This window comes from Aeromonas sp. ANP5, from assembly GCF_963870295.1.
GTDB lineage: Bacteria > Pseudomonadota > Gammaproteobacteria > Enterobacterales > Aeromonadaceae > Aeromonas > Aeromonas veronii.
The window spans coordinates 81367-103000 of the sequence record NZ_CAWMRY010000007.1 but is presented as its reverse complement, the minus strand read 5'-3'; the positions used below and the strand labels follow the sequence as shown (position 1 = coordinate 103000).

The following is a 21634-nucleotide window of genomic DNA, read 5'->3' as shown; positions in this document are numbered from 1 at the left end:
ATTAAAAATCAGATAAATCAATAAGATGGTGACTTTTTGAGTCTGATCGAGATATCGTGGGTTGGCGCCGCAGTGAGGACTCACATGTTTCTTTTTTTGTTTTCAAAGAAGATCGGGAAATTGTGAGTCCGATCTCATTCAGCTTGTCGTGCCCGAGTGGTCTGTTGTCGGGCTACCTTGCCCAGCAGTTGGCGAGAGGGCTTGAGATTGCCGCCAAGATCGGGCCAGGGGAGCCAGTGGTCGGGCACCATAAAGCCGGGCAGGGTGTTGCGGATCCAGGCTGCCAGCTCGGAGTAGGGAGCCGGCTCGCCGTGCCAGTCGATAAAGGCGGCGGGGCGTTGCCCCCACTCGTCGCTCGGTACAGGCACCACTAGCGCCTGGGCGACAGCGGGATGATCTACCAGTCGCTGCTCGATGGTTTCGGGCTGGATGTTTTCGCCACCCGAGATAAAGAGGTTATCGAGCCGTCCCTCTACCAGCAGTTCCCCTGCCGCAGTGAACCTCCCCTTGTCGCGGGTATGAAACCAGCCTTCGTCATCGAGGGGCAGTTCCAGCTCGCCATCTCGGTAGTAACCGGCAAACAGGGTGGCGCCGCGCACGCAGATCTCCTGCTCCCTGATGCACACTTCCCGTCCCGGTAGCGGTTTGCCAACTACACCCGCATCGCCGGGGATAGCGGTGCAGACCTGACTGCCCATCTCGGAGAGACCATAACTCACCTTGGGTTCGAGCCCCATGGCGCAGAGGCGCTTCACCAGCGGTTGCGGGATGGCTGCGCCACCGAGCAGCAGCTCGCGCAGGCGGGTACGGGCGGGATCAAAACCCTCAGCCAGCAGGCGCCAGAGTTGGGTCGGCACCAGCGAGAGATGGGTAATGGGCTGCTGTTCAAGCCGCGCCTTGAGCGGCTGACTGCGATCGTCTAGCACCAACGTGGCACCCGCCAGAAAGACCCGAAACAGGATGGCGTAGCCGCCCACATGAAACAGCGGCAGGGAGAGCAGCCAGCCGCAGGCCTCATCGAGGGGAATAAGGGTGGCAGAGCCGCGCGCCGAGGTAAGGTGGTTGCAGAGCCGGTGCACCACCGCTTTCGGTGTGCCGCTGGAGCCGGAGGTGAGGATCATGTTGTTGAGCTGGGTCGATGCCAGCGGCCATGTTTCCTCGCTTGCTGGCAGTTCGCGCGTGAAGTCGAGCTGCAGGGGCTGCCAGTTGCTTGCCGGGATCTCCCCTGCCGACCAGAAGGCATCGGCATCGAGTTGTACCGCCAGCTCGCGCTGCTTTTCGAGAGGAAAGGCGGGGTTGAGCGGGCAGAACACCACGCCGCTGCGCACGCAGGCCCACGCCAGCAGCACATCTTCCAGCGCACCGCGCACCACCGCCGCCAGATGAGCGCCACGACGCACTCCGGCTTGTTCCAGCTGTTGGCACAGGCTGTTGAGGCGAGCATCGAGCTGGCGATAACTGAGAGGCGAGGCGGCGTGGATGGCAATGCGGTTCGGGGCTGAGATTGCCCGGTGGCGTACCGGGCAAGGTGTCTGTTCGGGTGAACGGGAGGGGTCAATCACGGTAATACAGTTGCTCCAGTCGGCTCAGATCCGGTTTGCCATCTTCCCCCAGCAGGTTGCCTGCCATCCAGCGGCGGGTATCCAGCCCCGGCGCCTGTTCCTGTGCCCACTCGCCTGCCAGATGAAAGAGCTGGTTCAGTCCCAGATCCGATTCGAAACAGGAGGAGATGATCACCTTGAGCCGCAGTTCGCGGGCGCGGGCGATCAGGGCTTCGCAGTTGGCGAGTGAACCGAGCAGGGTAGGCTTGAGCACCAGCGCGCGCAGTTGCGGGATCGGTTCCCACGGCTTGCCTTGTGCCAGCAGTTCGTCCAGCGCCACCGGCATGCCGGTGCGGTTGGCGACAAAGGCGATGTCGGCAAAGTCGGCGCAAGGGTCTTCCAGATACTCGATGCGATTCGGGTCGAGGTGGCCGCAGAAGGTCCACGCCTCCTCGCGAGTCCAGCCCTGGTTGGCATCCAGCACCAGCTTGAGGGAGGGGAGGCGGTCGCACAGCAGGCGGATCAGCGCCAGCTCGTCACGCATCGGGTAGCGCGCCACCTTCAGCTTGGCCTTGCCAGGCGTGCGGTGCAGCCACTCTTTCCAGTTGCGAAGCAGCTCCTGGGGGGAGCCTTGAATGAGGGGATAGGGCTCCGGCAGCGGGTTGCGCTGCTCGGGCCATGTCCGGCGCGCGCAGTCGAGGCCAAATTGCACCGACGGCAGCACGGGGTTCGGGGTGTCGCCGGCGGCCAGTGCTGCCAGCGTGGCAAGAGCTTCTGCCTCTGCCTGTTGCAGGCTCTCTTTCGAGAAGCCGGGCAGGGGGGCAATTTCCCCCCAGCCGTCGTTGATGCGCACCAACAGCCCCTCTCGCGCCACCTCCACCTTGCCGTGAAAGGTCAGTGGCTGGGTAAAAGGCAGTTGATAGCGATACAGGGCTAGTGTCATCAGGGGTTCCGCTTGTATTTGGAGAAGTCGGGGCGACGCTTTTCGTTGAAGGCGTTGCGGCCTTCCTGACCCTCTTCGGTCATGTAGAAGAGCATGGTGGCATTGCCCGCCAGCTCCTGCAAGCCCGCCTGCCCATCACAGTCAGCGTTGAGGGCGGCTTTCAGGCAACGCAGCGCCATCGGGCTGTTTTGCAGCATTTCACGGCACCAGCGCACGGTTTCACGCTCCAGTTCGGCCAATGGTACGACGGTGTTGACCAGACCCATGTCGAGGGCTTGCTGGGCATCGTACATGCGGCAGAGGAACCAGATTTCGCGGGCCTTCTTCTGGCCGACGATACGAGCCATGTAGGAAGCACCCCAACCGCCGTCGAAGGAGCCCACTTTCGGGCCGGTCTGGCCAAACTGGGCGTTGTCGGCTGCGATGGTCAGGTCACACATCATGTGCAGCACGTGGCCGCCACCGACCGCGTAACCGGCCACCATGGCAACCACAGGTTTCGGGCAGGTGCGGATGTCGCGCTGGAAGTCGAGTACGTTGAGGTGGTGAGTCCCCTCGTCATCCCGGTATCCACCGTAGTCGCCACGGATCTTCTGGTCGCCGCCGGCGCAGAAGGCTTTCTCGCCAAAACCGGTCAGGATGATGGTGCCGATCTGATCGTCATAACGGGCATCGGCCAGCGCCTGCAGCATCTCTTTGACGGTGCGGGGGCGGAAGGCGTTGCGCACCTGGGGACGGTTGATGGTGATCTTGGCAATGCCATCGTTGGACTTGTGATAGAGGATGTCCTCGTAACCGGCGGAGCAATCTTGCCATTCAACAGGTGCATACAGTTCAGCTTCCGTCATTGCTTCAATCATGACTCGTCTCTTCTTGTTGGTTGACCCACTCCGCGAGGAGTCGGGCAAAGTTATCAGGCTGATGGGCGTGCAGATTATGGCCGCCATCCAGCACCAAGTGGTTGATTCTGCGATTTTGGTTCGCCAGCTGGCAAGCCAGCTGATGGAATTTGTGATCCCGCTTGCCACTCACCCAGGTGACCGGCAGCTGGCTCGCCATGAGCCAGGGGGCGAGATCCGGCTGCTTGCCGAGCGAAGTGGCGCGCAGCATGGTGGCGATGCCCAGGCCGTCGTTGCCAAGGCGGTGGGCGATCTGGCGGGCCCGGGCCGCATCGTCAAGATCGGCAAACACCCCTTGCAGGTACCAGTCAGCCAGCACGTCAGCCAGGGGGTCCTGCTCGAAGCGCCGCGCCCACTGTTCATCGTGCTGGATGCGGGCGGCCCGTTCATTGTCTGGTAGCCCCGGGTGGCAGTTCTCCAGTAGCAGCCCCCGCAGCCCGGCTGGCTCGCGGCTGGCGTGATAGAGGGCCAGTCGCCCACCCAGCGAGTAGCCCGCCAGCAGATAGCGTTCAATGTGGCGGCTGGCCAGCTCGGCGACCAGCCACTGGTTGCTCTGCTCAAAGTCGCTGACGTTGAGAGCGCTATGCTGGCCATGACCAGGCAGATCGAGGGCGATACAGCGGATGGCGGGCAGCCGGTCGATCACCGGTTGCCAGTCGCCGCTATCCCCCAGCAGGCCGTGCAGCAGCACCAGCGGCACATTGGCATATTTATTTGCCACGGATGGCGGCCCCCAGTGCCTTGAGATCATCGGCCACCTGTTCGCTCGGTACCCGGATCTCGATCAAGGTAACGCCATGTTGGAGGGCGGCGCTGTAATCGCGTTCGAACTCGGCCAGTGTGGTCGGCGCGCGATAGGCGAGGCCAAACATGGCGGCGGCATGTTCAAAACCGAGGCCGTGGGGCAGCCGGTAGTAGCTCTCCAGCAGCGCCCCTTCGGTGGGCACTGGCAACATGCGGAAGATGCTGCCGCCATCGTTGTTGAGCAGGATCACCACCAGCGGTCGGCTCGCCTTGCCAAGCAGCGCGAGACTGTTGAGATCGTGCAGGGCGCTGAGATCCCCAAGCAGCAGGGTTGTTGGCTGGTCGCTCGACTGGGCAAACCCGTAGGCGGTGGCGATCAGGCCATCGATGCCGGAGGCACCGCGGTTGGTCATCACCCGGCTCGGCCCCTTGCCCGTGTCACCGAGCATATCCATCAGTCGGGCAGGCATGCTGTTGCCGACAAACAGTTGTCCTTCGATCAGGCGGTTGAGGTGATGGCAGACTCCGAGCTCCGAGAAACCCTCGCAGGCCGCGGCGATCTGCTGGCTGGCGTTGTGTTGCAGCTCGGCCAGCCGGTGCCAGGGGGCCCGAGGGGTGACCGGATGAGCCACTGCAAAGGCGCTGGCACTGCAGAGCAGCCGGTTGCGCAGCCGGTAATCGGGATCGAGCCGCGCCGGTTGTGGATCCACCAGCCAGTAATCCTGCCATGAATGGTGCTTGATGAACTGACCGAGCCGCTTGGAGACAAGCCGCGCGCCAAATTGCAGCAGTACCTCGGCGCGGCCCAGCTCGGCGACGAATTCAGGGTCGTTGAGCGCCATATCCATATGGATGAGGTTGCGGCTATCGAAGCGGATCTGGCTCTGCAGATCCGCCAGCAGCGGCCAGCCGAGTTGCTCCGCCAGCGCGGCGGCGGCCTGTGCCTGATTCGGGTCGGTAATGCGGCCAGCTACAACGATGCCGCGCTGTTGCCGAAAGGTTTCCCACTCCGCCTGAGGTGGGCAGGTCGGCTCGTTTTGCTGCCACGGGCTCCATGGCTTGTGCGAGCCGAGCCAGTCACCGAGGGGGGCCAGATAGTCGGAGAAATCCTGATAGTGCTCCCCCGGGTAAAGGGGCTCCGGGTACATGCAGTTGAAGTGCACCACCCCGGGGGTGAGCGCCTGTTTGGCCAGCGCCTGATCCACCGAGCTCAGCACAAACGCCGCCGGAATAGTCGGGGTGGGGCTCGGCAGGTTCTGCTGATAGACGGGGTAGCGGCCGAAGATCCCCTGCTGGTCGATCGCCTGATTGGCGCCGTTGTCGATAAGCTCGTGAGGGCGATCGGCGGAGAGAATAATCAGCGGTACGCCGGTGAGCTGGGCCTCTGCCACGGCGGGCCAGAGGTTGGCTACCGCGGTGCCCGACGTCATGATCACCGCCACCGGCCGGTTGCTTCCCTTGGCCAGCCCCAGCGCCATAAAGCCGAGACCTCGCTCATCAAAGTGCAGGTGACGGCGAAAGCCCTGATGGGCGGCCGCCGCCATGGTCAGCGGCGCGGAGCGGGAGCCGGGGGCCAGCGCGATGTCGCGCACCCCGAGGCGAAAGAGCTCCTCCAGCAAGAGGGAGGACCAGACGTGGTTGAAGGTGGCGTGCTGGCTCGAAAACGGTGTGCAGGCAAACTCTTCGCTGGCAGGCTCTTTACGGGTGGGCATAGGGGCTCTCGTAGCGTGAAAAGGGTGAATGACTATCCCAGCAGGGAGAGCACATTGGCGATCTTGTTGTCGAGTTCGGCCCACTCGGCGACAGGCTCGGAACCGGCGACAATGCCGGCACCGGCAAACAGGGTAACGCTGCCCGGTTGAATACGGGCGCTGCGAATGGCGACCGAGAACTCGGACGTCTCCCGACTCAGCATGCCGCAGGCTCCGGCGTACCAGCCCCGATCGTAGGGTTCGAACTCTCGGATAAAGGCGAGCGCTGCCTCGCGCGGAGCGCCGCCCACCGCCGGCGTCGGGTGGAGGGCGTCGAGCAACTGCCAGTCGCAGACCCCGGGCTTGAGCTCGGCCTCAATATCGCACTTGAGGTGTTGCAGCAGCCGCAGTTTGAGAATGCGCGGCTCGGTCAGGGTGGCATCGTGGGTCAGGGGTGCCAGACGGCTTAGGATGTCGGCGTGTACCAGTCGGTTCTCCAGCCGGTTCTTGCTGTCGGCCAGCAGTTCGGCGGCCAGTTGGGCATCCACCTCTTCATCGCCGGAGCGGCGAATGGTGCCCGCCAGCGCCTCGGTAAAGAGGTGGCGATCTTCCCGGCGGTAGAGCCGCTCGGGAGAACAGGCGATAAAGGCCTGCTCGGGGGAGAATTGAAAACCGAAGTGGAAGCAGTCCTGGGCGTGGCGGGCCCACTGGTCGAGCATGGCCCAGGGATTGATATCCGCATCATGGTTCGGACTGGTCAGCACGCTCTCCCGCGATAGCACCACCTTGGGAGTGTGGGCCTGAAAATCGGGGGCGGTGACGCGCTCCACCAGCGTCTGCCACTGGGCGGGACCGGGGCAATCCTGTCGCTGCCAGGGCTGCTTTTGCAGGGCGGGCAGCGGGGCTTCCGGGCGCAGGGCATCAAGGGCGGCTTCGGCCGCCTGCAGTTCGGCCTCGAGATTGTTTTCATCCAGCCAGAGGTTGAGGCAGAGACTGACGCACTCGCCACGGCGCACCAGCTCGATGCGGGGCAGCACGAAACGGCAGGGGCCAAACCCTTGCCAGCCGGACTGGGCCGGATCGAACGCCAGTCCGCCATAGTAGCGAGGGCTGTCGTCATGATGCTGGTTGGCTGTGTTAGTGCACACCTGCTTGATGGCGTGCGGTTCGGTCAGTTCATGGATGGCGCCCAGCGCGACATACTCGGGACGAGCTTGTCCACGGGCCTGCCAGTAGATGCGGGGATAGAGGGTTTGCGCCGCGAGCCAGCCCAGAAAGGAGCGGATTTCGATCGCCACTCGCAACCGTACGAAGCCGCTGACGTTGCTGTGACGCAGGGCGTCCAGTTGTTGCTTGATATGGGTCTGAGCCAACATGGATTCTTGTCTGAGCCGGGTAGTAACGAGCGATCCGGTAGCTGGATGCCGTAGGTTTATGCCAAAGGGCGATGATTTCCTATATATTATCTGCCCATTCGTCCATGTAAATCGCCCGCGGGAGCTTCACTCTCCGGGGCCAAGTATACCCAAATCCGGTTCGATAACCCTTAACACGATCAATATCCGATTGTTTGGCCATCACAAAATGACAAATACCTTCTCTGTTTGGTTGCTGGCGGCGCGTTTGCGAACATTGCCGCTCGCCTGCTCTTCTATCCTGCTGGGCTCGGGGCTGGCTGCCAGTCGTGGTGCCTTCGATGGCACCATCATGGCGCTCTCCCTGCTGACCGCCATCCTGCTGCAGATCCTCTCCAATCTGGCCAACGATTACGGCGATGCGGTCTCTGGCGCTGACAACGGTGAGCGGATCGGCCCGCAGCGGGCGGTGGTCTCCGGTCTTATCACCAAAAAGCAGATGTGCGTGGCGATGGGGCTGACTGCGCTGGCGGCGGTGGCCAGTGGCCTGCTGCTGCTGGGCTGTGCCTTCGGCGGCCAGTGGCTGCAGATTTTGGCATTTGTGGTGCTGGGTGGCGCGGCCATTGTCGCGGCGGTGACCTACACGGTCGGCAAGACCCCTTACGGCTATCGCGGGTTTGGCGATATCTCGGTGTTCCTCTTCTTCGGCCTGCTAGGGGTGCTCGGCTCCTACTACCTCTTCACCAAGACGCTGGAGTGGGATCTGCTGCTGCCCGCCACCGCCTGTGGCCTGCTGGCCACCGCCGTGCTCAATATCAACAATGTGCGCGACATCGAGACAGACGCCGCCAGCGGCAAGATCACTTTGGCGGTGCGCCTTGGCCGCAACCGCGCCATTGCCTATCACTGGGTACTGCTGGGGGCGGCGTTGCTGGCAACCATCGCCTTTATCCTGATCCAGCCCGCCAGTTTCTGGCCGTGGATCTTCCTGCCCGCCATGAAGCCTCTTAGCGATGCGGCCCGCACCTTGCGCGAAAGCTACGATGGCGAGGTGCTGACCGGCGCTCTCAAGAAGACCGCCATCAGCGCGTTTCTGTTCAGCCTGCTGCTCTCCATCGGGTTGGCGCTTTCCTGACAGCTGGTCGCGGCTCGCCAAGGCGAACAATGAAAAGGGCTCCCGATATGGGAGCCCTTTTTGGTTTTGGCCGGTTTAGCTGGCGCGTGCCACCCTGAGAGGGCTGCGGGAGAAAATCAGGGTATCCAGCAGCCAGATGGCGATCATGGAGGCGCCCACCAGCGGGAAGGCGATCCCCAGCAGGATCAGCAGGGCGATGGCACCGCGCATCGGCGGGAGTTTGGCAGGCAGCGGCGGCGCGGCGAGACGGCCCTGCGGACGGCGGCACCACCAGATCCACAGACCACTCACGGCGCTGGCCAGCACCATCAGGCAGATAAGCAGCATGGCGAGCTGGTGGGGCCAGCCGTAGAGCTTGCCCATGTGCAGCATGACGCCACTCTCCACCGTTTTGGCGACCGGGCCGTAATCCTGCCAGCGCACATCGGCCAGCACCTTGCCACTGTATTGATCGATATGCAGGGTGGCATCGTTGCGCGGATCATCGGCAAAGATCGCGATGGTATAGACACCGGTGGCGCCGACCGGCGGGGTAATGCTGTAACCCGGTTGGACTCCCCGCTCATGGGCGATCTCGACCACCCGTTGCAGCGCAATGCGCTGGCTCGCCATCACCACTCCCTCGTGCTCGCCGTGGTTCATGGCTCCGTGATCGTGCCCCTCATCTACAGGCTGCGAGCTGGGCATAGGGGTGTTCTCCACCGCCCAGGGGACGGTCTGCTCGTGGGCCTGATTCAGGCTGCGGGCCAGCGGCGCCGATTTGGGCACCTCGTTCCACATGGCGGCGGGGAAGCGGTTCCAGACCGCGGCAAACTGGTCGCCCCAGAAACCGGTCCAGGTCATGCCGCTCAGCAGTAACAGCAGCAGGAAACCGGCGCCCCAGAAGCCGACCACGGCGTGCAGATCGCGCCACCAGAGGCGTCCACGCTGGCTCACTCTGGGCCAGAGGATGCCGCCCACCCCGGGCCCCTTGCGTGGCCACCAGAGGTAGAGGCCGCTCAGCAGCAGTACCAGCCCCCAGCCTGCAGCCAGTTCGATCAGCCGATCCCCCGTGGTGCCGAGCAGCAGGTCGGCGTGCAGGGAGCGGGCCACCGCTTGCAGATTCCACTTGTTATCCATGGTGCCAAGCAGGGCGCCGCTGGCGGGATCCATAAACAGAGTCAGCTCGCGATCCCCCTGATTGACGATGAACTGAGCGCTCAGGTCGGGAGCGGCAGGCGGCAGGTATTTACGCAGGCTGGCATCGGGCATGGTCATCATCGCCTTGGCCAGCAGCTGGTCGGTATTCAGGGTCTGGCTGGCGGGGGCGACCTTCATCAGCTCGGGGTACATCAGGTTGTCGAGCTGGGGTTTGAACAGATAGACGATCCCGGTCAGTGACAGCAGGATCAGGAAAGGGGCGACAAAGAGACCGGCGTAGAAGTGCCAGCGCCAGATCCGTTGGTAATGACTCGAGTCCCTGTTTTTCATTGTACATCCTTGTTGAGGTGCCAAACCTTTCGGCAGGTGGAATGTTTGTGGCGGCGCGGATAATAGCAGTAACGTTTCGTTAACTGCAATCGCACATCTTGATATCGATTCAGTGCGGGATGTCGGTAACATGAGGTGCCGACGGTTTGCAGGATAGGATGACCACGCTTTGGGGAAAGCCTGTTTGCTGCTGGACTTTTCCTTATAAATTATTACCTTGTGGTAATAATTTGCAGGCGATAGTGGTAACGGAATGGGAGCAGTCATGCAGCCACATGGGCAATTCGACATGGAGCGCAGGGGCCAGATGCTGATCTGCCGCCCGAGTGGCCCCTTTAATCTGGCAGGTGCCATGGCCTATGAGGCGCGTTTTCGTCACGAACTGGCCGGTCTGATGGATGGCCCCTGGGGGATTGTCGAGGTGGCGACCGAGTTTGAAGCGGCCGGGCCCGAGGTGCTGGCCCGTTTTCGTCGCCAGTTTGGCTGGTGTGCCGAGAGTGGCTGTCAGTTTCTGGCGGTGGTCTTCGTGGGGGGCTTCAAGCGCTATCTGGCGGATAACATCTTCAAGGGATTGCCCTTTCGGGCGGTACGTTACTTCGAGCAGGAGGCAGCGGCCATCCAGTGGCTGGGGGAGCAGCTCAACACCGCTCCCTGTGAACCTGCGAGCGCTTGACCACCCTTATCCTGACTGGCCTTGGCTCAATCCAGCTTGATAAACCACTTGTCCCGTTCGTCAACGCAGTCGGGTTCACCCATTTCGAATTCGCGGCAGATCAGCGGTCGTACCTCGTACATGGATGGGGCACATCATCGTGATGAGTGTATTCGAGGAGCCTAGTCAATCCAGCTTGATAAACCACTTGTCCCGTTCGTCGACGCAGTCGGGTTCACCCATTTCGAATTCGCGGCAGATCAGCGGTCGCACCTCGTAGATACGGCACATCATGGTGTTGCGGTCGAGGGCGGCGCACCAGCCATCGTCCAGCCGGCGCATGACCGGTATCTCGCCTTCCCGTTCCAGTACATAACGGTCCGGCACGCCGGTATCGGTAAAGAGCATCACTTCGAGGCGGCAGCAGCAGGCTTCGCAGTTCTGGCAGCTCACATCGGTTTGGATTGCTTGGGTCATGGTGCCTGTCTTGCCGCATGGCGGCATCGGAGATATGAAACAGGCGCCTGTCAGGCGCCTGTGGTCTGGCTAACGGCTTGCAAAGAACCTTAGCCCAGTTTGCGGGCGCGGTAGCTGCGACCCTTGATCTTGCCTTCCTGCAACCGCTTGAGGGCGGCGCTCGCCACGCTGCGCTTCACGGCGACGTAGGAGTACTGCTCGGAGATCTGGATCTTTCCCACATCGGCGCCGGCAATGCCGCCTTCACCGGTCAGGGCACCCAGAATGTCACCGGCCCGCACCTTGGTCTTGCGGCCTGCATCGATGGAGAGGGTCACCATCTGCGGGGCGATCGGCTTGATATCGCGGCCGATGCTGTCGAGATCACCCAGCGGCATCGGAGCCTGCTGGTACTCTTCGATAAAGTTGACGCGCTGGGCCTCGTTCGGCTGATAGAGGCTCAGGGCCAGACCCTGCTGGCCGGCACGACCGGTACGGCCGATGCGGTGCACGTGCACTTCCGGATCATAGGTCAGCTCGTAGTTGATGACGGCGCCCAGCTCCTTGATGTCGAGACCGCGGGCCGCCACGTCGGTGGCCACCAGAATGGTGGCGCTGCCGTTGGCAAAACGCACCAGCACCTGATCCCGCTCGCGCTGTTCCAGATCGCCGTTCAGCGCCAGCGCCGAGAAGCCCTTGGCGGCCAGATGGTCTGCCACGTCGTTACAGGCGCGCTTGGTGTTGCAGAACACCACGCAGGAGCTGGGCTGGTAGTGACTCAGCAACCAGGTGAGGGCGTCGAGGCGCTGACCGGCAGGCACTTCGTAGAGCTTCTGTTCGATGGCGCTCCCCTCGTGCAGGGACTCCACGCTCACCTCGACCGGATTGCGCTGCACGCCGCGGCTCATCTGGGCGATCCCTTCCGGATAGGTCGCGGAGAAGAGCAGGGTCTGGCGCTGTTGGGGGGCATAGCTGATGACCCGGTTGATATCTTCGCCAAAGCCCATGTCCAGCATACGATCCGCTTCGTCCAGCACCAGCGTCTTGAGGCCGGATAGCTCCAGCGTGCCTTGCTCCAGATGCTTGAGAATACGACCCGGGGTGCCGACGGCGATGTGGGCACCAAAGCTCAGGGTAGCGGACTGCGGTGCGGTCGGGGTGCCGCCGCACAGGGTCACCAGCTTGACGTTGGGCAGGGCGCGCGCCAGACGACGGATCTCCTGAGCCACCTGATCCGCCAGTTCGCGGGTCGGGCAGAGCACCAGCGCCTGCACTTCGAGGCGGTTGACGTTGAGCTTGGCCAGCAGGCCGAGGCCGAAGGCGGCGGTCTTGCCGCTGCCGGTTTTTGCCTTGGCGATCAGGTCTTTGCCATCGAGCACCAGGGGCAGGCTCTGGGCCTGGATCGGGGTCATCTGCAGGTAACCCAGGCTGGTGAGGTTCTCTTGCAGGGCGGGGGAGAGATTGAGGCTGCTAAATTCGCTGTTGTTCACAAAAGGACTCTATTTCGGAGAAAACGGGGATGCGCGAGCGCTAAGGCCGCGCATCATACCAGAATGTGGCACCGGATGTGGCGGATTTTTGAACGGCTGGTCACGAGGGGCCATGAAAGGTTCATTTGTTGCCAAATCGATCGCTGGCGATCACCGACATAGCAATAAGGACTATTTTTCAAACACTCATCTAATTATTTATCGTGGATAAACGTTTTCTATTTTCAGTATTTTAATATAATGATTGGAAAATATTTCACGAGCAGTTATTGCGCCACATGGAATGTTGCAAAAATGCTGATTAAATATTTTCAAAGAACATGAAAACGGCGCCGCTATTACTCAACATGATGTTTTAAAAGGATTTATGTTATCCGTGTTGCGCGATTAATATCTGTTCATTGCACAATTAATTTAAAAACGTTTGTATTATCCTGCCTCCATAATATTGCGCGGGATTGTGATGGCTATCTGATTTTTAAATGTGCAAATGTCTATGATGGCGCCGGTCAAAAATTACAATTTACTCAGGTGCTACAGGTATGGAATACGTTCACTTTGTGCTCGGACTGGTGATGGTCCTCGCTCTCTCTCTGCTGGCTAACCGCCACAACTGGAAACAGATCAAGCTGCGTTATATCGGCCAACTGCTGGTGGTCGAACTGGCGCTGGCCTGGTTCATGCTGAACTCCGAAGTGGGTCTGGCGGTGGTGGGTGGCTTCGCGGCCGGCTTCACCAAGTTGATGGAGTTTGCCAAACAGGGTACCGACTTCGTGTTCGGTGGTCTGGTCAACGAAGGGGCCTTCTCCTTCTTCCTGATGGTGCTGATGCCCATCGTCTTCATCTCCGTGCTGATCGGTATTCTGCAGTACATCCGTCTGCTGCCACTGGTGATCCGCGGTATCGGTACCGTGCTGGCCAAGATCAACGGCATGGGCAAGCTGGAGTCTTTCAACGCCATCAGCTCGATGATCGTCGGCCAGTCCGAGAACTTCATCGCCCTCAAGAACATCCTGCCGCACCTGAACGAGAAGCAGATGTACACCCTGGCTGCGACGGCCATGTCTACCGTCTCCATGTCCATCGTCGGTGCCTACATGCAGCTGATCGAGCCGCGCTACGTGGTCGCCGCGCTGGTGCTCAACATGTTCAGTACCTTTGTGGTGCTCTCTCTGATCAACCCCTACGAGCCGGATAACTCCGTGACCGACATCAAGGCCATTGCCGAAGGTGACGAGCACCACACGCCGAAGAAAGAGAACTTCTTCGAGATGCTGGGCGAGTACATCATGGCCGGTTTCACCGTTGCCGTTATCGTGGGTGCCATGCTGGTGGGCTTCATCGCCCTGATTGCCCTGATCAACTACCTGTTCGAGATGGCATTTGGCGTGAACTTCCAGTTCGTCATGGGCTACCTCTTCTACCCGATCGCCTGGATCCTGGGTATCCCGAGTGGTGAAGCGCTGCAAGCGGGCTCCATTATGGCGACCAAGCTGGTGACCAACGAGTTCGTGGCGATGATGGATCTGGGCAAGGTGGCTGCCGAGCTCTCTCCGCGCACCGTCGGTATCCTCTCCATCTTCATGGTCTCTTTCGCCAACTTCAGCTCCATCGGTATCATCGCAGGTGCGGTAAAAGCGCTGAACGAAGAGAAGGGCAACATGGTTTCCCGCTTTGGTCTGAAGCTGGTCTACGGTTCTACCCTGGTCAGCCTGCTCTCTGCTGTTATCGCTGGCATCATGATCTGATCCTCTAGTGGTTCGTACCACTGCTTGGGCCCCTGACCTCGTCAGGGGCTTTTTTGTTTCTGGCTCACAGCCGCCAGCCGCACCACCAGCCAGCGACCAGCAAGGTGAGAGTGCAAAAGCCGGTTTCGATGGCGCCGCCGCTGCGCAGCGGCCAGCCCGGCAGCCGGAAGCGGCGTTTGATGGGCCAGAAGAGCGGAATGCCCGCCGGGGTGAGCCAGTCCCCCAGCAGATGGCTGAGGTAGCCGACGATAAGCGCATCCTTGACCCCCATGGGCAGGGTGTCCGGCGGCAGGCTCTGGTTCAGCCCCCAGACGGCAGCGGCGACTGCCAGCAGACTGTGGGTGAAGCCGCGATGGCCGAACAGTCGCGACAGAGGTTTCGAGATCCACGGCAGGCGCTGCCCCAGCACCGATTTGGGGTGGTCGAGGTCGGGCAACAGGGCGCTGGCCAGCGCGGCAGGGATGGTCTGCCACAGGCTGGCATCGGCCAGCGCCGGAGTGAGCTGCAGTTTGTGGGCGATCAGGGTGCAGGTTACGGAGAAGAGCAGGTGCCCTTGGGCGGTCATGATGATTACGGCGTGGACAAGATGGCGGCGCATCTTACCAGCCTGACGGTTGTGGTCAGCTCTTATTTTAAAAATCAGGATGTTACGGCGAAAAAGCGCCCAAGCAGGGCGCCTTTAGGGTCTCTTTACAGCTTGCCTTTGACCAGCCACTTGTCGAGGGCGTTGGCGAAGCGCTGTTTGTCAGCGGCATTGAAGGGGGCCGGGCCGCCGGTCTGCACGCCAGCCGAGCGCAGCTCTTCCATAAAGTTTCGCATGCCGAGCCGCGCCTTGATGGTCTCGCGGGTGTAGATCTCGCCACGGGGATTGAGCGCCTCGCCACCGGCATCGATCACCCAGGAGGCGAGAGGAATATCGCCGGTGATCACCAGATCGCCGGGCTGAACCTGCTGGGCGATGACATGATCTGCCACATCGAATCCCTTCTCCACCTGCTGGGTTTTGATGAAGGGCGAGGGGGGCACCCGCAATCCCTGATTGGCCACCAGGGTGGTGACGACCTGGGCGCGGTGAGCGGCGCGGTAGAGGATCTCCTTGACCGGAATGGGGCAGGCATCGGCATCAACCCAGATGGGCATGGCATGGTTTCCTGTAGTGAAAGCGGATGGAAAACGAGAGTGGTCATGTTAACACAGGCCTCCCCTTCCCGGCGCGGGGCTGAGTCGGCCCAACCTTTGGTGTAAGCTGGGGCCAGCACATGAAACGAGAAGGAGACGAGATGGATCGGGTGCCCGGTGAAGTAATTTATGCCCTGACCCTGGATGGCAAGGGTGGCATGGCGCCGCTGACGGCGGGAAGCGAAGTCCCGGCGGCGCATCCCGGCTGGCTGCATCTGGATTACGGCAATCCCGATTCGGCGCGCTGGCTGTTGCAGACCCCCTTGCTCAGCGAGGCGGCCAGGGAGTCGCTGCTCGGCCAGAGCAATCGTCCCAAGCTGGTGCGGATGGGGGAGACGGTGCTGCTGATCCTGCGCGGCATCAACCACAACAAGGATCACAGGCCCGAAGAGATGGTGGCGCTGCGTATCTTCATCACCCCGGATCTCATCATCAGCAGCCGTCGTCGTCCGCTGCTCTCCGAGCAGGATGTGTTCAACCAGCTCAAGCTGGGGGGCGGCGCCGATACCCCGGCCGACTGGCTGGTGGAGATCTGCGATGCCCTGACCGATCGGGCGGGGGAGTTTGTCGAGGAGCTGCACGACAAGATCCTCGATCTGGAGGAGATGGTGCTGATGCGCGACATGCCCGCCAATGGCCGCTTGGCGCTGATCCGCAAGCAGCTCATCATGATCCGCCGCTACCTTTCCCCCCAGCGGGATCTGGTGGCACGGCTGGCCAACGAGAAGATCAGCTGGCTGGATGAGGATGACCGCCGTCGTCTGCTCGATATCGCCGACCGGCTGCGGCGCTGGCTCGATGACCTCGATGCCGGGGTGGCGCGCACCGCTGTGCTGGCAGACGAGATCAACAATCTGATGGCGGAGGCGACCAACCGCCGCGCCTACCAGATGTCGGTGATGGCGCTGCTCTTTTTGCCCGCCAGTTTCCTGACCGGCCTGTTTGGCATCAACCTCGGCGGTATCCCCGGGGCCGAGAATCCGACCGCCTTCTGGGTCTTCTGCGGATCCTTAGTGGCGCTGGCAAGCGGGCTGGCTATCTGGCTCAAACATCGGCGCTGGTGGTAAGGAGGCATAACCCATGTGGCAATCAATTGGTCTGACCCTGCTGCTGTTGCTGGGGCATACCCTGATCCGGCGGCTTATTCACAAGAGCCTGCTGGCGCTCGGCCAGAGCAGGCAGGTGAGCGAGAACCGGGTGCTCTACGTGGCCCATGTGTTCCACTTCCTGCTCGGTTGCGCCACCTTGCTGGTGCTGGCCGGGGTGTGGGGGCTCGACTTTTCCCGACTGGTGGTGCTCGCGTCCTCCTTCTTTGCGGTATTGGGGGTCGCCATGGTGGCCCAGTGGTCGATCCTCTCCAACATCACCGCCAGCATCACCATCTTCTTCGCCTTCCCCTACAAGATTGGCGACCGGATCCGTATCCTCGACAAGGATGACTCGGTCACCGGCGTCATCACCGAGATTGGCCTCTTCTATGTGCGGGTGCGTGATGACAACGGCGATTTGGTCACCTATCCGGCCAACCTGATCCTGCAAAAGCCGGTCAGAAAGCTGGAGGGCAAGGTGGCGGAACCGCTGCAACCGGAATAGAAAGCAACCGGAATAACAAAAGGCTCCCTCGGGAGCCTTTTTACTGTGCGGTGGGTGGCGCTAGCGTTCGAAGAAGCGGTAGAGGTGCTCCACCTGAACCGGGCAGTCGGCCACCTGATGCAGATGTTCGCGGGCCTGCTCGACGGTGCCGAAACTGACCGGGCAGCCGAGGGTGTCGGTCAGCTCGTAGAGGGCGCCATCCTTGCCTCTGAATTCGATGAGCCAGCCGGGAATGGCCACATCGTGGAGTATTTCGGCCTCGTGCAGGATCTGTTGCTGATAGAGCTTACGAAGTTCACTGACTGTCATGATGCTCTCCTGTGGGAATATCCAGCTCCAGTCTATGCCTGCCCTTTATGTGCGGCAACAGTGGTGCGGCAACGGGATCATCCCCGCAGGACCTCCCATGCCCAGCGGATACGGACAAAGGTCTCGGCATTGCCACCCCGATCCGGATGGTGCTGCAGTGCCAGCTCCCGCCAGCGGCGGCGGATCGCCTCCTGACTCACCCCTTCATTCAGGTCAAACAGTGCCAGCGCCTCGGCTTTGTGCCCCTCCCCGTCATAAGCGCGCCAGAAGCGGTTGAGCAGGGCCTCCACTTCGGCACGATCGGTCTGCCAGAACACCTGCCAGTCGAGATAGTAGCTACGCAGATTTTCGCCAAGGGCAAAGCCGTGACTGGCCTCCGAGCTCCCGACCAGTGGTTCGAGCCGGATATCCAGGGTGCTGATCACCAGCCACCATCCCTCTTGCCAGAGCTCGGCCTGCAGCTGGTAGAGGGCGTTCATGATCAGGAAGTTGACCCGAAACAGCTGCAGCTGTTCATCGTCAGCCAGCCGGGGTATTGCCCCCTGCTGGCACAGAGCAGCCATCAGCTCATGCACCTTGTAGCTGCCCGTCGCCTGTTGCAATAGCACCAGCAGAGGGGCGATCAGCGGATTGTGGTTGGCTTCGTTCATTCGGCGCCCTGCTCCCTGGGCGGCTGCAGGGCGATCAGCAGCTCACCCGCTTGCGGAGTGACGGGGCCGGTAACGATCTGGGGCTTGCCCTTGCCATCCATGATGAACAGCGGGATGGCGCCGGGATTGGCGGCCTGATACTGGGCCCAGTCGAACGCCTCGCTCAGGCGGGTCGCCTTGATCTGGCCGCCCCTGCTCAGCAGGCTGCTCAGCCGGGCATAGTTGATGTCGGGGCCGAACAGGTTCTGGCGAGCGCGAAAGGTGGCGCTCTCCCGGTTGGCCTTGCCGTGTTGCTCGCTGGATCGCAGGGAGTAGACCTGCTCCTCGCCGTAGAGGTGGGCAAAGTGCAGCACCCCGAGGGCGTTGTTGTGACGGTTGGGGGAGAGCGCCAGCACGGTACTGATGCTGGTGAGCGGCAGGTGCAGCTCGGCATGTTCCGACTGGGGGTTGCCGAAGTAGCAGGGGAGGTTGCTCATCCGCGCCTGTTTGCAGAACTCCCAGGCGGGATCGCAGAGTTGCACCGGCACACCCTGATCCGCCAGCGCCCGGCCGATAGCCCGTGCCACCGAGTTGGCCCCTATGATGAGCCAGGTGTTGGGGGCGCTCTGGCGCATCTTGAGCAGGCTGGCCAGCGGTGCCGAGGTGAGGCTCTGCAACACCACAGTGGAGATGATCACCGCAAACACCAGTGGCACCAGCTTGTCGGCATCGGGGATCTCGGCCTGATGCAGGCTGATGGCGAACGAGGCACTGACCGCCGCCGCGACTATGCCGCGCGGGGCGATCCAGCTTAGCAGGGCGCGAGCTCGCCAGGAGAGATCCGAGCCCCAGGTCGAGACCAGAATACAGAGCGGGCGCGCCACGAATTGCACCACGCAGAGCAGCGCCAGCACCATGGGGCCGAGTTGCCAGAGCTGGGCCAGATCGAGGCGCGCCGCCAGCAGGATAAACAGGCTGGAGATAAGGATGACCGCGAGATCCTCCTTGAACGCCAGCACCTCTTCCAGATCCAGCCCCTCCTGATTGGCGAGCCAGATGCCGAACACGGTCACCGCCAGCAGGCCGGACTCGTGGCTGAGCCAGTTGGAGAGGCTGAAGGTGACCAGCACCAGCGCCAGCACGCCGAATTTGTGCAGGCTGACCGGTAGCCAGTCCTTGCGAATGAGCAGGGTGGTGAGCCAGCCTGCCGCCACCCCGATCAGGGAGCCGACCAGCACTGTCTTGCCCAGCGCCAGCAGGGTATGGCTGATGAGATCCCCCTGACTGCCGAGGCGCACCGCCTCGAACACCAGCACCGCAAAAAGGGCGCCGATAGGGTCGATGACGATCCCCTCCCAGCGCAGGATGCGGTCCACCTCCCGGGTGGGGCGGATCACGTTGAGCATGGGGGCGATCACCGTCGGGCCCGTTACCACCAGTACCGCGCCGAGCATGGTGGCGACCCGCCAGTCCAGCCCCAGCAGGAAGTAACCGGCGCTGCCGATGACGGCGAAACTGACCAGCATGCCGGTGGAGCAGAGATTGCGCACCACCTTGCCGATCCCCTTGAGCTCGGCCAGATGGAGGGTCAGCGCCCCCTCGAACAGGATGATGGCCACCGACAGGGAGACCAGCGGAAACAGCAGATCCCCGAGCAGGGCATCGGGGTCGAGCAGGCCGCTGACCGGGCCCAGAGTCAGGCCGGTGAGCAGCAGAAACAGGATGGCGGGTACCCGCAGCGACCAGGCAAGCCATTGGGCCAGCACGGAGACCAGGGCGATCCCGGCCAGAGAGAGGGCAATCATGCAGACCTCGATTCAGGCAGTGAGTATGGAGCTAGTGTAGTGGCTAAGTTGGTCAGATTGACACCGGAAGGAGCGTGCATCATGGCCGGGATGGGGAGATGTGCGACAGTCGGCGTCATGGTGGCTGGCGGTGGTGTGCAGGGCGCCAGCCAGACGCCAACCGTGGTGATGGGGTGGCCTTGGGGCTGGATTAGATGGGGCTCTCCTTGTGGAGCTCGCCGACACAGTCGGCCAGCGCCAGTACCAGTGCGGAGCGCACCATCTGATCGAGCCGGTTGAGCTGCATCTGGTAGAAAGCCCAATCCTCTTCGCTGGCGGGGGGCTCCAGCTTCATCATGCCGCCCTGATTGACCCCGTGCAGGCGGTCGAGCAGGTCGCGGATCGGCTTGTCGCTGAAGCGGTAATCCTTGGGGTCGCGCACCAGAAAGTCGCGGATCTTGATATAGGCTTCGATATCCTGATAGCGCTCGAGTGAGATGAGGCCGAGGGCGAAGATGAGCTTGAGGCGCACCTCCAGCTGGCCGAGGGGGCCGCTCTGGTTGAGCAGGGGTTCGATGGCGTATTTGACGGCATACTCCTCCTGACGGAACGCGCGTCGCATCAGGGAGTCGACCGCCTCTTCCAGGATGGTCACGGCTTCGAGAAAGAAGCCGCGGGGGCCATCCTGCTCGTTCAGTCGTTCCAGTACTTCATCTTCCTGGTGTGTGGTCATAGGTGCATTGGGTCCAGCTGACAGGGAGAGAGTGGGCCTCTCTCCCGGTTTTTATCATATGGGGCACATTCCCTTGCCATTCAAGCGCTTGGCGCGCTATCAGTGGTGGCTGAATGCGCCGCAAGCAGGGTCATTACAGGGTTTCGTAACGGGCGACGATGGCGCGAACCACTGCGCTCTCTTCATCCAGTCCGGTGACGCGGGCCAGCGCTTTGGCCGGGCCAAGCTCCGCCAGCAGGGCTTGCAGCTCCACCGCCTGCGGATCATCGGTATTGCGATAGTGGAGCGCCGCGGCGATCCCCTCCTGCAACTGATCGCTCGGCAGGCCGTACTCCAGGGTGCCGAACAGCGGCTTCACCAGTCGATCCCCCGCCGCCAGCTTGCGCAGCGGCTGACGACCGACCCGGTCAATCTCGTCCACCAGATAGGGGTTGGCGAAGCGGGCCAGGATCTTCTCGATATAGGCGGCGTGCAGGCGCGGGTCGAAACCGTAGCGTTTTACCAGCACAGCACCGCTCTCCTCCATGGCGCGGCGCACCTTGCTGCGGATCACCGGATCTTCGATCGCCTCGCGCACTGTGCGGTAGCCCCGCAGCTTGCCGAGATAGGCGGTGACGATGTGGCCGGTGTTGAGGGTGAACAGCTTGCGCTCGACGAAGGCCATCAGGTTATCGGTGGGCTCCATGCCCGCCACCTGGGGCAGCTCCCCCTTGAACTGGGTCTGGTCGACGATCCACTCGCTGAAGCTCTCTACCGTCACTTCCAGCGGATCATCGTTGGCAGCCGCGGCGGGCGGCACGATGCGATCCACCGCCGAGTCGACGAAGCCGATACAGGATTCGAGCGTGGCATGATACGCGACCGGCAGGTACTTGAGTACCTCCCGCTTGAGGTGGCTGGTGCCGCGTACCATGTTTTCACAGGCGATGACGTTGAGCGGAGTCAGGTTGCCGGCATCGAAGCGAGCTTGCAGCCCCTTGGCCAGGGTACTGGCAATCTTGTCCAGAATGTTGGGGCCCACTGCCGTGGTGACCAGATCGGCAGTGATGATACGGGCGATCACCTCGTGACCGGCGGAGCTCACCGCCGCCACGTTGCGCACCACGTCCAGCTTCTGATCCGCTCCCACCACATGGACCTTGTACTCCTGGCGGTGGTTGAGCTGATCGATCAGGGTGTCGTTGACGTCGGCGAAGGTGACCTGATGGCTGGCATCCGCCAGCACTTTGCCGATAAAGCCGCGACCGATGTTACCAGCACCAAAATGCAATGTTTTCATGATA

General features: G+C 62.0%; 21 protein-coding genes and 1 pseudogene. 5 read left to right on the top strand and 17 right to left on the bottom strand.

The window, feature by feature from the left end; genetic code table 11:
• Positions 1-134 precede the first annotated feature (134 nt).
• Genes menE through AACT07_RS06195 form a run of 6 tightly spaced genes read right to left on the bottom strand, consistent with a single transcriptional unit; the run spans position 135 to position 7194 of the window.
• Complete coding sequence (menE, locus tag AACT07_RS06220) at positions 135-1562, bottom strand: o-succinylbenzoate--CoA ligase (RefSeq protein ID WP_069526939.1); 1428 nt, start codon at positions 1560-1562, stop codon at positions 135-137.
• Positions 1555-2484: an o-succinylbenzoate synthase gene (gene menC / locus AACT07_RS06215; protein ID WP_069526938.1), complete on the bottom strand. Its 930-nt coding sequence runs from the start codon at positions 2482-2484 to the stop codon at positions 1555-1557. Before menC ends, menE begins: the two co-directional genes overlap by 8 nt.
• Entirely contained in the window at positions 2484-3344 is an 861-nt protein-coding gene (gene menB / locus AACT07_RS06210; protein ID WP_005354934.1) for a 1,4-dihydroxy-2-naphthoyl-CoA synthase, read from the bottom strand. The genes menC and menB overlap by 1 nt, the downstream gene beginning before the upstream one ends.
• Positions 3337-4134 (bottom strand): 2-succinyl-6-hydroxy-2,4-cyclohexadiene-1-carboxylate synthase, encoded by a 798-nt coding sequence (gene menH, locus AACT07_RS06205; RefSeq protein WP_069526937.1) that lies wholly within the window; start codon positions 4132-4134, stop codon positions 3337-3339. Before menH ends, menB begins: the two co-directional genes overlap by 8 nt.
• The gene (menD, locus tag AACT07_RS06200; protein ID WP_069526936.1) at positions 4094-5839 is read right to left on the bottom strand and encodes a 2-succinyl-5-enolpyruvyl-6-hydroxy-3-cyclohexene-1-carboxylic-acid synthase; all 1746 of its coding nucleotides are present in this window, start codon (positions 5837-5839) and stop codon (positions 4094-4096) included. The genes menH and menD overlap by 41 nt, the downstream gene beginning before the upstream one ends.
• Before the next feature lie 32 nt (positions 5840-5871).
• A complete protein-coding gene (locus AACT07_RS06195; protein ID WP_069526935.1) occupies positions 5872-7194 on the bottom strand; it encodes an isochorismate synthase in 1323 nt (440 codons plus the stop codon).
• 208 nt (positions 7195-7402) lie between these two features.
• Between AACT07_RS06195 and AACT07_RS06190 the strand changes: the two genes are divergently transcribed.
• Positions 7403-8308, top strand: coding sequence for a 1,4-dihydroxy-2-naphthoate polyprenyltransferase (locus tag AACT07_RS06190; RefSeq protein ID WP_026034945.1), 906 nt, complete (start codon positions 7403-7405; stop codon positions 8306-8308).
• A gap of 75 nt (positions 8309-8383) precedes the next feature.
• On the opposite strand, the gene AACT07_RS06185 is transcribed toward AACT07_RS06190, so the two are convergent.
• Complete coding sequence (locus AACT07_RS06185; protein ID WP_069526934.1) at positions 8384-9778, bottom strand: PepSY-associated TM helix domain-containing protein; 1395 nt, start codon at positions 9776-9778, stop codon at positions 8384-8386.
• 265 nt (positions 9779-10043) lie between these two features.
• Between AACT07_RS06185 and AACT07_RS06180 the strand changes: the two genes are divergently transcribed.
• Entirely contained in the window at positions 10044-10451 is a 408-nt protein-coding gene (locus tag AACT07_RS06180) for a hypothetical protein (protein ID WP_005335923.1), read from the top strand.
• Positions 10452-10477: 26 nt separating this feature from the next.
• Here AACT07_RS06180 and AACT07_RS06175 read toward each other — a convergent pair.
• From AACT07_RS06175 to dbpA, 3 genes and pseudogenes are all read right to left on the bottom strand, one after another.
• A pseudogene (locus AACT07_RS06175) lies at positions 10478-10573 on the bottom strand (YkgJ family cysteine cluster protein); the annotation flags it as partial.
• A gap of 43 nt (positions 10574-10616) precedes the next feature.
• Positions 10617-10907 carry a YkgJ family cysteine cluster protein gene (locus AACT07_RS06170; RefSeq protein ID WP_005363120.1) on the bottom strand — a complete coding sequence of 97 codons (291 nt, stop codon included), beginning with the start codon at positions 10905-10907 and terminating at the stop codon, positions 10617-10619.
• A gap of 89 nt (positions 10908-10996) precedes the next feature.
• Positions 10997-12376 (bottom strand): ATP-dependent RNA helicase DbpA, encoded by a 1380-nt coding sequence (gene dbpA / locus AACT07_RS06165; protein WP_005335919.1) that lies wholly within the window; start codon positions 12374-12376, stop codon positions 10997-10999.
• 542 nt (positions 12377-12918) lie between these two features.
• On the opposite strand from dbpA, the gene AACT07_RS06160 reads away from it, so the two are divergent.
• The gene (locus tag AACT07_RS06160; protein WP_005363118.1) at positions 12919-14124 is read left to right on the top strand and encodes a NupC/NupG family nucleoside CNT transporter; all 1206 of its coding nucleotides are present in this window, start codon (positions 12919-12921) and stop codon (positions 14122-14124) included.
• Between the two features lie 64 nt (positions 14125-14188).
• On the opposite strand, the gene AACT07_RS06155 is transcribed toward AACT07_RS06160, so the two are convergent.
• Entirely contained in the window at positions 14189-14689 is a 501-nt protein-coding gene (locus AACT07_RS06155; RefSeq protein ID WP_069526960.1) for a metal-dependent hydrolase, read from the bottom strand.
• 125 nt (positions 14690-14814) lie between these two features.
• Complete coding sequence (locus AACT07_RS06150; protein WP_005335916.1) at positions 14815-15264, bottom strand: YaiI/YqxD family protein; 450 nt, start codon at positions 15262-15264, stop codon at positions 14815-14817.
• A 140-nt stretch (positions 15265-15404) separates the two neighbouring features.
• Here AACT07_RS06150 and zntB point away from each other — a divergent pair, with 140 nt between their 5' ends.
• The gene (gene zntB, locus AACT07_RS06145; RefSeq protein ID WP_005341467.1) at positions 15405-16370 is read left to right on the top strand and encodes a zinc transporter ZntB; all 966 of its coding nucleotides are present in this window, start codon (positions 15405-15407) and stop codon (positions 16368-16370) included.
• Between the two features lie 13 nt (positions 16371-16383).
• Positions 16384-16896, top strand: a complete 513-nt coding sequence (locus AACT07_RS06140) for a mechanosensitive ion channel domain-containing protein (protein ID WP_005354921.1) — start codon at positions 16384-16386, stop codon at positions 16894-16896.
• 60 nt (positions 16897-16956) lie between these two features.
• Here AACT07_RS06140 and AACT07_RS06135 read toward each other — a convergent pair whose 3' ends face one another.
• From AACT07_RS06135 to AACT07_RS06115, 5 genes are all read right to left on the bottom strand, one after another.
• Positions 16957-17205 (bottom strand): hypothetical protein, encoded by a 249-nt coding sequence (locus AACT07_RS06135; RefSeq protein ID WP_069526933.1) that lies wholly within the window; start codon positions 17203-17205, stop codon positions 16957-16959.
• A 77-nt stretch (positions 17206-17282) separates the two neighbouring features.
• On the bottom strand, positions 17283-17855 hold the full coding sequence (locus tag AACT07_RS06130) for a DNA-J related domain-containing protein (RefSeq protein WP_069526932.1): 573 nt from the start codon (positions 17853-17855) through the stop codon (positions 17283-17285).
• The gene (locus tag AACT07_RS06125) at positions 17852-19639 is read right to left on the bottom strand and encodes a cation:proton antiporter (protein WP_069526931.1); all 1788 of its coding nucleotides are present in this window, start codon (positions 19637-19639) and stop codon (positions 17852-17854) included. The genes AACT07_RS06130 and AACT07_RS06125 overlap by 4 nt, the downstream gene beginning before the upstream one ends.
• A 190-nt stretch (positions 19640-19829) precedes the next feature.
• Entirely contained in the window at positions 19830-20351 is a 522-nt protein-coding gene (locus AACT07_RS06120; protein ID WP_005335907.1) for an MltR family transcriptional regulator, read from the bottom strand.
• Positions 20352-20484: 133 nt separating this feature from the next.
• A complete protein-coding gene (locus tag AACT07_RS06115) occupies positions 20485-21630 on the bottom strand; it encodes a mannitol-1-phosphate 5-dehydrogenase (RefSeq protein ID WP_069526930.1) in 1146 nt (381 codons plus the stop codon).
• Positions 21631-21634: the final 4 nt, after the last annotated feature.